This is a genomic window from Lysinibacillus sp. C5.1 (genome assembly GCF_016350185.1).
GTDB classification, from domain to species: Bacteria; Bacillota; Bacilli; order Bacillales_A; family Planococcaceae; genus Lysinibacillus; species Lysinibacillus sphaericus.
The window spans coordinates 2,972,912-2,986,139 of record NZ_CP066226.1; the positions used below are offsets into that span (position 1 = coordinate 2,972,912).

Sequence of the window (13,228 nt, forward strand, 5' to 3'; positions counted from 1 at the left end):
GGTCCTCCTATATAAGTTCAATCATGTGATAAATCGGTAACAATAAACTGACATAGGCCGCAACAATACATAAAGCAATAAAAACAAAAAACGTTGGTTGTACAAATGTAAGCAATCTGTGCAACAGGAGTTCTTGCTTTTCTAACAATAATTCACTATACAATACTAATTCCTTCCCTAAGTAACCGCTTTGCTCCCCATGCTCTACAAACGTAGCGAAATCATTTTGCCACACTGGAAGTAAAGTAACTGCCTGTGTTAACGTATCACCAAAAGTAACCCTTTCCTTTATGCGACTAGCTAAAAAGCGTACATTCGGTTGGTACCGTTGTCGCTCTAAAATCTGCAAGCTTGCTTGTAAGGAAAAACCACTGTGCAGCAAGCTACCCAAATAAGCAGCAAATTGTTTTGTCATGGTTAAGCGAAAATAGCTATTCACAAAAGGTATTTTTAACATTATTTGGAGCTGTCTAGCAACCGATAACCTTTTTAGCATACGCTGAAAAATGATGCTACCTAAAGTCAAAACAAAAAGAATTACGATAAATACGTCTGGAACATGTAATAATAATTTAGATACGGCAATAGACGACTGTTCCTCTGTTCCATAATCGTTGCGACTTGTCACCATTGCTTCAATATTAGGAAAGAAAAACGTACGAAATAACAGGAACAACAACAGTAAAAATACAATCAATACTACTGGATACAAAAGTAACTTCATTAATTTTTTCTTAGTCTCTTGGCTCAACGTCATTTGCTTGGCCACACCACCTAATGCTTCAACCATATGTCCATTATGTTCAGCAATTGAAATGGCTACCAAATAATGCTTGGCTAATTGTAAAGTGTCAAATACGCCAATTACACCTTTTCCTTGTTTAAGTGCTTCATCTACAAATTGTTGAACCTCCTCATAGTTTTTCACATGGTGTGGCAGCAGCATCGACACCGCTTGAGCAAACAAATAGCCTTCCTGTATTAAGACACTTAAACGCCTAATAAATTGTGCTTGTTCTTTTAGTCGCCATTTTGTTGTTCTTTTATAATCCAGTTGTAGTTTGTCAATAAACGCTCTGAGCTGCAGCATATTGTTGCCTCATAATTTCTTCTTTTTGACCAGCCAACGTTAGACGATAAGGCATTGCATAATGCGATTTTTGTATCAAAGCTTGAATGGCATGATCAAGGTGGCTATCACATAGTATTTCAAATAATGCTCGTCTTTCCTCTTGCTGTTGCGGAAGGTGTAATAACATTTGTGCCACAATAGCAATTACTGTTTGACGAAGCTCTTCTGGTGACACCCCTAAATCTAAAAGCCGATAGAGACAACTTACTGAATCCTTCGCGTGAATAGTAGACAACACTAAATGACCTGTAAGAGCTGCTTCGATAGCAATTTTAGCTGTTTCTTGATCGCGTATTTCACCGATCATAATCACGTCTGGCGAATGCCGCAAAATCGCTTTTAAGCCCGCCGCATAAGTAATACCCGCTCGTTCATTTACTTGAATTTGAAGAAGATTGACTTGTTTATTTTCTACAGGATCTTCTAATGAAATAACATGGCGTTGAAGCTCGCTAGAACAATGGTGTATTAAAGAGTACAAAGACGTTGTTTTACCAGTACCTGTTGCCCCGCAAAACAATAAAATGCCTTGTTGATTGTCTACTAGCTTGGTTAACTTATCAGCTGCACATTTGGAATAGCTTAAGGATGTAAGTGGAAATGCGTGGTTTTGAAGAAGAAGCCGTATAATCAGGCTTTCTTTTAAATAAGCAGAAGGAAGTGTGGAAACGCGTAAAGCAAAACGATTTTGCTCCACTATTTTCTGAAAAGAGCCGCTTTGTGGTTTACGCCGCTCACTAATATCTAATGCTGCTAAAAATTTATAATAGGACACGATGCGCTCGGCGAGTTCAGTGGGGAGCTCTCCTGCTGTCAGTAACTTATCATATTTTCGAAAATAGATTATATACCGATTTTCTTGCGGTATGAGTAATAAATCCGAAGCACCAAAATGATAGGCTTTCACTAAAAGATGCTCACTCTTTTGTTCTACAACAGATTCAAAAGTTTGCATAATTACCCCTTCTTTCTAGTTCATTCGAATATGACCGCTCTATTCGTTATTTCCTAGTATAAAGAGGAACACGTTACGAGAAAAGCCCTTTTTCTAAAATAAAAATTTGATGGATATTTCACTAGCAAACGCAGATTTTTCTAAAAATATTGTGGATAACATACAAATTTTCACAAATTATGAACAAAACATATGAAAAAGATAATATTTAAGCCTAAAGAATCTGTATCTTTTCCAATAATGCAATATAATAGAATCAGCATGATTTTTTTCCTAACTTTTCATTAACAGCAATTTTTCAAATAATACAATGAGGTGATGTAAATGATCCATCCATTAAAAATTACTAGTACTTTAGCCGACGAAACGAGGTACTCCATTTATGAGTATATTTTAAGAGAGAAAAAAACGGTAACAGTACAAAATATTGCTGATAAATTCAGCATTCATCCAAATGTTGCACGCCTTCACTTAACCAAGCTCTCAGAAATCAATATTATTACAGCAGATTTCGCAAAAACTGGTAAAGGTGGACGACCTGGTCGTGTTTATAAGGCATCAGAAAAAGGTGTTTCACTAACATTCCCTAGACGTGATGAAGAGCGCTTATTAAAATGGACGATCCAATTAGTACAAGAGTTAGGACCATCTGCTTTAACTAAATGTCAGGAAATTAGTTATCAAGATGGCTATCAACAAATGAGAAATTATGTAAATGCTGAATTAAAACTTAATAACATGCTATCCTTCGAACAAAAGCTTCAGCTATTAACAGACAATGCTGCATTAATTGGCTATACTCCACAAATACAGCAAACGGAAAAAGGGAAAAAAGTTATGTTCTCCATTTTTAATTGCCCATTCCAAGAGCAGCTTAATACCCACTCGGACATCGTTTGTACTTTACACGAATCTTACTTAAAAGGACAATTAAATGCATTATTTTCTAGTAATGAATTTATCCAAATCGAAAGCATGGTACATAACTGCGATTTATGCAAATATGAAATTAACGTGACAGAAATCGATAGCTAATTTGTAAAATCCAATTGTTTGTCACAAAGAAGCAGAAGTTCCAGTTTACAGACACCTTTCATATCATTTATAATAAGTAAGAGATTATTGTGTCGTGGGCAAAAGGAGGGGAAATCTTCATGGATAATATGTATAAAGTTATGGCATTCTGGACAGGTATTTTTGCAGTTATGTTCTACCTTGGTGGTATGAACGAGGTATCGCTATTATTCGTAGGTAATACAGGTTTATTCTTATTATTAGGCTTCTTGAACCTTTCAGAACGTATGTACATGTACATTTTCGGAGCATATTTAACTGTATTCTTCGCTGGCTTCACGTACTATACAACATTCATTCACGTACCTGGTGGCGGTCATTAATACAAAAAATCGCGTGTCTCAAAATCTTGAGACACGCTTTTTTTATTACCTATCGCTATCACATGCCGTTTAAAACGCCATTAAAAGCCATTTAAGAAAGGATTCGTTTCCATTTCTGTACCAATTGTTGTGTAATTCCCATGACCAGGGTAAACAATGGTATCTTCAGGCAATGATAGGAGTTTGTCATGAATGGATGCAAGTAATAGTTTTGTTGATCCTCCAAGTAAATCTGTACGCCCTATACTTTGTTCGAATAATGTATCTCCAACGATGGCAAAACCATCTTGTTCAAAAATATATGAAATACTACCAGGTGAATGGCCGGGAGTAAATACGGCATTAAATACAAAATTACTTATTTCAAAAAGTTGCTCTTTTTTAATAATATGTTCTTTAGCAGGAGCAGCAACCTTATAATCTGGTAAAGAAGCATATTTACCAGAACCATTTTTCATCGGGTCATCTAGCCAGCTAACCTCTTTTTCATGAATCCACACAGGAATATTAAAAGCTTCTCTGACTTCATCCACTGCACCAATATGATCAAAATGGGCGTGTGTTAAAAAAATGGCCAATGGCTTTAATCCATTGCTGCGAATTACCTTTATAATTTTTGTCGCTTCTTCGCCTGGATCAAATATTAAGCATTCTTTCTCTTTATTCGATACGATATAACAATTCGTTTGGATTGGTCCAAGGGAATAGCTTCGTACGTTCATCATCTTTATCACCTCAACTTCATATTATACATTCTTTGCCACAATTTGACGATAAAAGTTCATACTTTACTCTATATTAGTCCTCGACAAAAACAGGTAGAACGTTTACAATTAAGGAGGAATATTGTTTACGACATTCATTTTCTGATGTCGAAAGGAGTGTCTTTTTTAATGAACTTATTAATGGTTATTTTTGGTCTAGTAGCGATTTTAGCTGTCGTTGGTACATTCCAAGCAATTAAAGAAAAAAACTTACTAAGCATTGTTTTCAACTTAGCAAGTGCTGGGGTATTCGGTTGGTTCGTCATCATGACAATCGTTCATAGTGGATATCCTCCAGCGTTACACTAAAATCCAGACAGAAAAGAGCAGTCTCTATTAGGAGGCTGCTCTTTTTCTTTTCTGTAGAATTTTTTCATCCATGAATCATGCTAACCCTTATAAAAAATAGGAGGTTTTTTCTCATAAATTACGTTATTATATAAGGGAGTATTTTTAAAATATGGAATAATTTATTCAATTAACCTATATCTATATGCACAAAAAGGAGATTTATGATGAAACGTAAAACGATTTTAATGGTCATTTCGTTAGTAGTTGTACTGGCACTCATTGGTATTGCTGTCAAAAATGAAATATACAAAGAGAGCCAACCTAATTTGATTGTAGATAAACAAACAGGGGCAAAGATGCTTAACTTCAAAAGCCCTTTAACACGCTTAGATGAATCCTCAACAACGTTAGAAGAATATAAAGGGAACATTCTAATTATTAATTTTTGGGCTTCTTGGTGCGGTCCCTGTCATGAGGAAGCGCCGGACTTAAATACTTTTTATGAGCAAAAACCAAATAATGTTGAGTTGCTCGCAATCAATGCAACTTCAAATGATAGTCGTGAAAATGCAATCAAGTTTCAACAATTATACAATTTAAGTTTTCCTATTTTCTTAGATCATGATCGAGCACTCGGGAAGGCTTTCAAAGTCATGGCTTACCCTACTACCTTTATTATTGATGCTGAGGGGACTTTGAGATATACAGTGGAGGGGCAAGTTACACAAAAGGACTTACAACAGTTCCTATCGCATCTATAAAGGATAACTAGCAACGATTGCATTGCTAAATTTTCAAAATTACCTGAATTGTTTGGGTGACTGGCACCAAAAAAAAGGCATACTAGAAGTTCTAGTATGCCTTTTTTGATTTACTTCACTGCATTTTGTTTTAAATTGCCTGTTTTTTCATCATAGAATCGGAGTAAGTCCCCGTTTATGATGGCATCCGAATTTTCTAATTCCGTTGTTGCTCGGTCTGCATAAGGTTGACAAGGCGCTACATCAATTTGTTCCCCTGTTGCTTTGTCGTAGCAAGCCTCACCAGCATAAACGTATTTATCTGTAATGAATCGGCCGTCACGGAAAATAACGAAATCCTCGTGCTCTGGTGAGAATAAATCTGCACCAAGTTGCATATCTTTTGACGTTTCAACGCCAAGTAAATGTAAAATAGTTGGTCGTAAATCTATTTGTCCAGATACCTCTGTCATCTCTTTCCCTTGACCATCGCCAGGGATATGGATGAATAAAGGTACTTCTTGCAATAATGCATTATCATACGGTGTAATGCCGTCTTTTTCTAAATATTGTGCCATTGCTTTATTATGGTTTTCGGAAATTCCATAATGGTCTCCATACATAACGATAATCGAATTATCATAAACACCTTGGTCTTTTAGATCTTGGAAGAAGTCTTTTAGCGCCTCATCCATGTAACGAACTGTTTGGAAGTAGCGATTTAACGTTCCTGAGTTTGATGTGTATTCAGGAATCATCACGTCTTCTGGATCTAAAGTGAATGGATAGTGGTTTGTTAACGTAATTAAACGAGAGTAGAATGGCTGTGGCATGTCTTTCATCAATGCAGCGGACTGCTCCATAAACGGAATATCTTTCATACCCCAGTTGACAGCTTGGCCTTCTTCTACTTTATATGAGTCTACATCATAGAACTTATCAATTTTTAATGATTGGTACATTATATCACGATTCCAGAACGATTTATTGTTCGGGTGCATAACGTTTGTAAAGTACCCATTTTCCCCAAGACGCTCTGCCATTGAGTTATACGTATTACCACCATGTGTGAAGAAGACCGCACCACGGCCAAGACCAAATAATGAGTTTTCTACAATAAACTCAGAGTCCGATGTTTTCCCTAACCCTGTTTGGTGATAGAAATTACTGAAATAATACGTATCTGGATCTTTTGTTAAAGAGTTAAAGAATGGCGTAATTTCGTGTCCATTCATATCATTATTAATCACAAAGTTTTGTAATGACTCGAGAGACACGACAATTAAGTTACGATCTTTGTATTTTCCAAACATATCTTCGTTAATCGCTGCTTGGTTAGAACGAATGTAGTTATTCACTTCTACTAATTCACTGCCATCCGCTAATGCGCGTTGTGCAGATGATTTTGACTGGATATAAATATCATACAGATGATAGTTGTACGTACCTATATTTTTAACAAGTAGTTCGCGGTCGAAGCTACGTGTTAATAATTGTGGACGCTCTGTTTCCGCTAAACCTAAGTTTAAAAATGTCATCGCAATAGCTAACACGAAAAATGCACGGCGGAATTCAACGTTTACTTTTACTGCTGCTTTCATTTTAGGTAAGTACTTATTAGCGATAATAATAATAAAGACATCTGCAAAATATAAAAGATCCCATGGATTAATAATAGCTGCAGCGGAAGTTCCTAAATCACTAAAGTTACTTGTCTGGAATAATACCGGCAATGTAATAAAGTCATTGTAGAATCGATAGAACGCAACGTTTCCATATAAAACAATCGATAATACGATACTCATAGTGATTATATAGCGATTTCTTATTTTAGGTGTTTTAAAGAATAACGATAATCCATAAACAAACAGTAAAAAACTTAATGGATTAATAAACAAAATAAATTGTTGCATTGCATTTTCAATTTTCAACTCAAAGCTTGTGTGGTACACAATGACCGTTTTTATCCAAGTTGCTACGATTGCTAGTATCATAAATGAATGTTTAGGCCACTTAGTTAATTTCATTCCTAACATCCTCCCTATTCCTTACAAAAAAATAATAAAATTTACAATTTGATTTCTGAAACAAAATATATCTTAATCCATTTTTTACAGATAATCAACAGATATATTTTTGGCAGCCTTTCTCCTCGGCTTCATTATAGCTTAACATTAATATATACGTTTTTAAATGTAAAAAGTTTCGTAAAAACATAAAAACAGTGGTAAACCACTGTTTTTACTAATTTTACATACATATTACGATATTTTTACCGTACCCAAATTATTCGCTATTGAAACATTACTGCTTATTTTGCTCAACCCGCAGTCTTGTCGTTTCTTGTCGTATTAACAACAGTGCCATTTGGTAATCTTTAATGTCGAGTACATTCGCCTTGTACAACTCACGAATTTCATCCTCCATTAACATTAAATCGCCAATAGGATCACGTGTATAAATATAAGTGCCATATGTTTTTAATAAATCATAAATATCTAGCATTTTATCCATTTTATTTCGCTCCTCGTTGCGCTTCACAATCAATGCGTTTTGTCGGTGTGATGATAAGATCTACTGGGTAGTCGTGCGTCTCTACAGGCACCTGTTCATATAGTTGCTCATCAAAAAGCACAGACATTAGTTTACCTTTTTTATAGTGTAATACATAGCGATCGTAATAACCACCACCGTAGCCTATTCGATAGCCTTGTGTGTCAAAAACTACGCCAGGAACAAGTATGATATCCATTTCATTTGCGTCAACAAACTCACTTATTTCCGGAATTGGTTCACGCAAATGCATATAAACAGTTTCTAACTGGGCAAACGATTCTATCGCATAAAATGACATTTCTCTTGTTTTTGCGTTACATTTTGGAACTGCCACTGTTTTACCAAGCTTCCAAAGTGCTTCGATTAGATGAATTGTGTCCACTTCTGGCTTATTAGAAATTGTAATGCCAATCGTATTTGCTTCTATTATATATGGTTCCTGTAGCACTTTTCTTGCGATAGCAAATGATTGTTCGCGATATGTAGTTGCACTCATATTTGAGAGTGCTTCACGCACCTTGTTTCGCAACGATGTTTTATCCACGACATCGCACCTCCCTTTAAAATGTAGAAAGCCAAAACCACGTGTGGTTTTGGCTTAATGAGCGATTACTTTGTTTCACGGTGAAGAGTGTATTTCTTCTCGCGAGAGCAATATTTTTTAAGTTCAAGACGCTCTGGATTGTTACGCTTGTTCTTTTTAGAAATGTAGTTACGTTCGCCGCAATCTGTGCAAGCTAAAGTAATATTTACGCGCATTATTAACCCTCCCACTCTATATCAAGAATTTAAATTTGAGCATGATTTATACGACTAACCTATTATAACATAAACTGAAAAAAAATCTACCTTCATTTCATATTAAGTTTGCATGTGGTAAAATACCTTATAATTACATAATTTAATGGGGTGAAACTAGTGGATTTATCCATCATACTTATGATTGTCGGTATCGTTCTTATCTTTTTATCGTTCTTTTTCAAAGATAGTGCGAAAAAAGTCGAACAAGATGTCGAAGAATTGTCCATTTCTATTTTTCAAGAAACGAATAATTTAAAGCGACGTCTCAAAATTGTAGAAGAAGAGCTATTACTAGAACCTGAATTTCAGGTTAAATCATCCATAGCTAAAAATCCTCCGACGCAAAATCCAAAGGTTCAACAGGTTATGCAGGCTGTTCAACAAGCTGCACAAGTAAAAAAGGCTGAGCCGATGCCAAGCAACTTAAAGCCGATTCATGAAATCATTATCAGTCAGGTACTCGAACTCAACAAGCAAGGACTTTCCATTGCTGATATTAGTATTCGCTCCAATTTAACGGAAGAGCAAGTGCGACAAGTGATTGCAAACGGAGGTAGATAATAATGAATAAATCCGCCATCCGTGCATTTGGTATCGCCCTTTTCCTAGTCGGCGCATTGCTTTCTATAGCCGATCGCTTGGATCTGAATATTGGTCTACCGACAGTTGCCTCCTCAAACGATAAGGATGTAGAGGAACTACAAAAAAAACTTGAGCAAGCAACGAAAGAAATCGCAACATTAAAAGCGAACTCGGCGAAAGAAACTGGGAATGAAACTGGGAATGAAACTAAGCAACAAGAAAATGCAACTGACACGTCTGCAGAAGATAAGCGTACTGATAGTACCCCGAAAGCTGATAAGAACGCTGATAATGAAGTCACAATGACACTTCAAATATATAGCGGTATAACGCCCTATATTGTGGCGCAAAAGCTCGAAGACGGTGGCATTATTACAAATAGTGTAGAGATGGAGCTATTACTTGCGAACGCAAAATATGCTCGAAGTTTACAAATCGGCTCTTATGAAGTTAATTCTTCCATGTCATTAGAGGAAATTGCCAAATTAATAACTGGGAAAAAGCAATAATACATCGTAAATGACAAAAATCCACTTCGCTCTCCGCGTAGCACTTCATAAGTCGCAGGAGGCAAGTGGATTTTTTCTATTGAAAATCAAATTGTTTGGAAATTGTTTGAGTGCCTGGCACGCACCTAAACGAGTGCTAAAAAGGCTTGCACGATGTCACTACCTGTCTTAGTGCCTATTGATTCTGGATGGAATTGCAATCCAACAAGTGGATAGTGCTTATGTTGAATAGCCATAATTTCTCCATCATCACGCGAACTGGCAGTTATAATAAAATCTTCATGCAACGTGGATGGCTCTATGATTAACGAGTGATAGCGCATCACTTCCATGTCACCTTCGAATTGCGCAAAAACGCCTGTTTGCTCATACTGTAAAGCGGATAGTTTGCCATGCATTATATTTTTAGCTTGCTCAATTGTTCCCCCAAATGCCTGCCCTATCGACTGATGACCTAAACAAATCCCTAAAATCGGATATTTTGTATATAGTTCTTGTACAACTTGTACTGTGATTCCTGCCTCATTTGGTGTACCTGGACCTGGTGATAAAATAATTGCTTCTGGTTGCATGTCAATTATTTCTTCAATTGTTACTTCATCATTCCTTACTACTTGAACTTCCTTACCAAGCATACTGACTTGCTGAAATAAATTATATGTGAATGAATCATAATTATCGATGAGTAAAATCATTGTTTAACCTCCAGTAGCGCACGAGCTTTATTTAATGTTTCTTCATATTCAGACAAAGGTACTGAATCATACACAACGCCTGCACCTGCTTGCACATGTGCAAACCCATCTTTGATTACCATCGTACGAATAGCCAACGCTAAATCCATATCACCTGTAGCTGAAATATACCCTACCGCACCAGCATAAACGCCACGCTTCACTGGCTCTAGCTCATTAATTAACTGCATTGCTCGAATCTTAGGGGCCCCCGACACTGTACCAGCTGGCAAACATGCGCTAAGAACGTCTAACACATGGACTTCATCACGCAGTTCACCAATAACTTCCGATACAATATGCATGACATGTTTGTAGCGTTCAATGTTCATATATTTCACAAGCTTTACGGTGCCAATCTTGGAAATTCTTCCAATATCATTACGCCCTAAGTCAACTAACATTCGATGCTCAGCGATTTCTTTTTCATCCGTCAATAAGCTTTCAGCAATCGCTTCATCTTGCTGTTGCGTTGTACCACGTGGTTTCGTTCCAGCAATTGGATTTGTTGTAACTTTGCGATCCTTGACCTTTACAAGACTCTCTGGAGAAGTTCCTAAAATTGTGTATGCCTCAAAATCCATATAAAACATATAAGGTGATGGATTCGACGTTCTTAACTGCCGATATAAGGCAAATGGATTGCCTGTAAACGATGAAGAAAAACGTTGGGATAACACGATTTGGAAAATATCTCCCTTCACAATATGCTGTTTTGCGCGCTCAACAATCGCAATAAACTCTTCCTTTGGTATCATTGGTTGAAAATCAATTGTAAATAGCTCCATTGCACCAAATGTCGTACCTGCATGTAGCTGTTGCTCAATTTCAGCAATAGCGGCTTCCATCTTATCTAGTGTGCGCCCTTCATTAAATAAATCGATTGCTGCTAATGTCACCTCTTGCTTTAAATGATCAAACACGATAAACGTATCATAGAAAAAAACATGGACATCAGGCATTTCTAAACTATCATGTAAATATTCACCAATTTTTTCAGCATAAAAGGCGGTTTCATAACCAAAAAAGCCGATTGCGCCACCAAAAAAAGCAAAAGGATAATCCGCTTCATGGAATGGCATTACTTCTTTTAGTTTTTGTAAGACATTATCGTTAGACGTATCCATTTTCATTCCTTTAGTATATTGATAACCGTTTTTATCCCCAATCAGTTCTGCTATTGGGTTAACGGCGATAAAGGAATAACGCCCACTTTCTTCATGCTTGGCTGAAGATTCAAATAGCATCTTATGCTTTCCTGTCAGAGATTGATACACCGATATAGGCGTCATCATATCCCCCTGTAATACTTTGATGGCAAATCTGCTAAGCTCAACTGTCATTCTTAATCTCTCCTTCACTATGCTCTGCTCTACTACACCAAAAAACCATATAAAAAGGCCTTTCCATCGCAAAGGACGGAAAAGCCGTGGTGCCACCTTTATTGGTCTTAAAAGACCCTCTCAACGCCTTGTAACGTAGGCAAACGCTAATCCATACTTAACTTCTGGATTAGGGCTCCGAAGTCCATTCGCTATTTATTTGTACTAGCTTCCACCAACCGCTAGCTCTCTTGAACAAATAATAATAGTTACTACTCTTCATCTAAGCCGATTATTAGTATATATTGTAATGTAAAATATCGAACAATTCAAATTATTTTTTCTCAAGTTTACATTCGTCCGGTTGTTCTGCAAGTACTATCTCATAATCTTGAACAACTTGGCGAATCACAAATAAAATATCCTGCCGTACATTTAACATAACAGCCGTATCATTGGTTGCAACATAAAAACGAACAAGAACCCGATATGATGCTTGATAGAACTCATCTATATATACATGAATCAGCTCTTTTTCAGTATTTGCATGCAAATGAATTTGCTGATGAATTGTGCTTAAAGCACTACGTAATGTTTCTTCTTCGTTTTCCGCAGCTACATATAAAAACAACTCACATTTTCGTTTCTCTCGTTTTGATAAATTATATATTGGACGATTCACTAAATATGAGTTCGGCACATAAACAAGCCCTTTGTCGCCTGTTTGAATAAGTGTACTGCGAAGGTTGATATCCTCAATGGTACCTTCTATTTTTTGATCCTCTGTCGCAATCCAATCGCCTATTTGAAATGGATTGTCGAGTGCAACGGACATCCCACCAAAAACATGGGCTAGGGTGTCACGAATACCAAAAGCAATCGCTACCCCTGTTAAACCAATTCCTGTTAAAAAGCCATTTAGATTAAAGTTCCAAAAGGACGCAATTGTAAACATAGCTAAAATCATAATAAGCACTTTACCAATACGCAGGAAAAACGGTAAAAGAACATTTTGCTCCTCGTCACTATTTAACTCTAATGGTTTCTTTGTATAGTAGTGAAGCACATCATATACGCCTTTAAAGGCAAAAAACACCATGATAGACAACACAAAATTCTTTGTTGCAAAATGTGTAAATAAAAATACTTTAAGTAAATTCGATAAACTTAGGACAACTACTGCTGACATAAACGCATATCGGATTGCCTTATTAAATTGTCCAAGAACAGTCGCTTGAAAATGACGCTGTCTATTCTTTAAAAATGTAACACTGCTCGTAATGATTTTCTTCAGCACAAAATGCTGAAACAACCATCCCACAACACAAAATGCGACCGCAATGGTAATGTCTATCCACGTTGGTACAGTCAAGTTCGGTAATAACCATTTCAATGAATCCATGTAATACTCCTTTTACATACCTATGTACTTTTTCAATTATACT

The 13,228-nt window shown here is 36.5% G+C and carries 16 protein-coding genes and 1 other annotated feature; of the genes, 6 read left to right on the forward strand and 10 right to left on the reverse strand.

Annotation, left to right across the window (positions count from 1 at the left end; translation table 11 throughout):
• Positions 1 to 7: 7 nt before the first annotated feature.
• A complete protein-coding gene (comGB, locus tag I5435_RS14480) occupies positions 8 to 1,090 on the reverse strand; it encodes a competence type IV pilus assembly protein ComGB (protein WP_337982504.1) in 1,083 nt (360 codons plus the stop codon).
• Positions 1,065 to 2,087, reverse strand: a complete 1,023-nt coding sequence (gene comGA / locus I5435_RS14485) for a competence type IV pilus ATPase ComGA (protein WP_024361270.1) — start codon at positions 2,085 to 2,087, stop codon at positions 1,065 to 1,067. The genes comGB and comGA overlap by 26 nt, the downstream gene beginning before the upstream one ends.
• Before the next feature lie 324 nt (positions 2,088 to 2,411).
• On the opposite strand from comGA, the gene I5435_RS14490 reads away from it, so the two are divergent.
• Together I5435_RS14490 and I5435_RS14495 are read left to right on the forward strand one after the other, a co-directional pair.
• Positions 2,412 to 3,122, forward strand: coding sequence for a helix-turn-helix transcriptional regulator (locus tag I5435_RS14490; RefSeq protein ID WP_337982505.1), 711 nt, complete (start codon positions 2,412 to 2,414; stop codon positions 3,120 to 3,122).
• Between the two features lie 119 nt (positions 3,123 to 3,241).
• Positions 3,242 to 3,484, forward strand: a complete 243-nt coding sequence (locus tag I5435_RS14495) for a DUF2626 family protein (protein ID WP_024361272.1) — start codon at positions 3,242 to 3,244, stop codon at positions 3,482 to 3,484.
• 80 nt (positions 3,485 to 3,564) lie between these two features.
• Here the strand turns inward: I5435_RS14495 and I5435_RS14500 are convergent, their stop codons facing one another.
• Positions 3,565 to 4,209: an MBL fold metallo-hydrolase gene (locus tag I5435_RS14500; protein ID WP_024361273.1), complete on the reverse strand. Its 645-nt coding sequence runs from the start codon at positions 4,207 to 4,209 to the stop codon at positions 3,565 to 3,567.
• Positions 4,210 to 4,377: 168 nt separating this feature from the next.
• Between I5435_RS14500 and I5435_RS14505 the strand changes: the two genes are divergently transcribed.
• Entirely contained in the window at positions 4,378 to 4,557 is a 180-nt protein-coding gene (locus tag I5435_RS14505; protein ID WP_024361274.1) for a DUF2759 domain-containing protein, read from the forward strand.
• Positions 4,558 to 4,763: 206 nt separating this feature from the next.
• Positions 4,764 to 5,300: a TlpA family protein disulfide reductase gene (locus tag I5435_RS14510; protein WP_025219981.1), complete on the forward strand. Its 537-nt coding sequence runs from the start codon at positions 4,764 to 4,766 to the stop codon at positions 5,298 to 5,300.
• A 110-nt stretch (positions 5,301 to 5,410) separates the two neighbouring features.
• On the opposite strand, the gene I5435_RS14515 is transcribed toward I5435_RS14510, so the two are convergent.
• From I5435_RS14515 to rpmG, 4 genes are all read right to left on the reverse strand, one after another.
• Positions 5,411 to 7,306 carry an LTA synthase family protein gene (locus tag I5435_RS14515; RefSeq protein WP_024361276.1) on the reverse strand — a complete coding sequence of 632 codons (1,896 nt, stop codon included), beginning with the start codon at positions 7,304 to 7,306 and terminating at the stop codon, positions 5,411 to 5,413.
• 277 nt (positions 7,307 to 7,583) lie between these two features.
• Positions 7,584 to 7,793: a YqgQ family protein gene (locus I5435_RS14520; protein ID WP_024361277.1), complete on the reverse strand. Its 210-nt coding sequence runs from the start codon at positions 7,791 to 7,793 to the stop codon at positions 7,584 to 7,586.
• 1 nt (position 7,794) lies between these two features.
• Positions 7,795 to 8,379, reverse strand: coding sequence for a 5-formyltetrahydrofolate cyclo-ligase (locus I5435_RS14525; protein WP_229387083.1), 585 nt, complete (start codon positions 8,377 to 8,379; stop codon positions 7,795 to 7,797).
• A gap of 65 nt (positions 8,380 to 8,444) precedes the next feature.
• The gene (gene rpmG / locus I5435_RS14530) at positions 8,445 to 8,594 is read right to left on the reverse strand and encodes a 50S ribosomal protein L33 (protein WP_008408521.1); all 150 of its coding nucleotides are present in this window, start codon (positions 8,592 to 8,594) and stop codon (positions 8,445 to 8,447) included.
• Between the two features lie 159 nt (positions 8,595 to 8,753).
• Here rpmG and I5435_RS14535 point away from each other — a divergent pair, with 159 nt between their 5' ends.
• Both I5435_RS14535 and I5435_RS14540 read left to right on the forward strand, forming a co-directional pair.
• Complete coding sequence (locus tag I5435_RS14535) at positions 8,754 to 9,197, forward strand: hypothetical protein (RefSeq protein ID WP_108029765.1); 444 nt, start codon at positions 8,754 to 8,756, stop codon at positions 9,195 to 9,197.
• 2 nt (positions 9,198 to 9,199) lie between these two features.
• Positions 9,200 to 9,727 carry a hypothetical protein gene (locus tag I5435_RS14540; RefSeq protein WP_337982506.1) on the forward strand — a complete coding sequence of 176 codons (528 nt, stop codon included), beginning with the start codon at positions 9,200 to 9,202 and terminating at the stop codon, positions 9,725 to 9,727.
• A gap of 125 nt (positions 9,728 to 9,852) precedes the next feature.
• Here I5435_RS14540 and I5435_RS14545 read toward each other — a convergent pair whose 3' ends face one another.
• The 3 genes from I5435_RS14545 to I5435_RS14555 form a co-directional block, all read right to left on the reverse strand.
• Positions 9,853 to 10,422, reverse strand: a complete 570-nt coding sequence (locus tag I5435_RS14545) for an anthranilate synthase component II (RefSeq protein ID WP_337982507.1) — start codon at positions 10,420 to 10,422, stop codon at positions 9,853 to 9,855.
• Positions 10,419 to 11,804, reverse strand: coding sequence for an anthranilate synthase component I (gene trpE, locus I5435_RS14550; protein ID WP_337982508.1), 1,386 nt, complete (start codon positions 11,802 to 11,804; stop codon positions 10,419 to 10,421). The genes I5435_RS14545 and trpE overlap by 4 nt, the downstream gene beginning before the upstream one ends.
• A gap of 68 nt (positions 11,805 to 11,872) precedes the next feature.
• Positions 11,873 to 12,078: a binding site (T-box leader), on the reverse strand.
• Between the two features lie 39 nt (positions 12,079 to 12,117).
• Positions 12,118 to 13,185, reverse strand: coding sequence for a mechanosensitive ion channel family protein (locus I5435_RS14555; RefSeq protein WP_025219984.1), 1,068 nt, complete (start codon positions 13,183 to 13,185; stop codon positions 12,118 to 12,120).
• Positions 13,186 to 13,228: the final 43 nt, after the last annotated feature.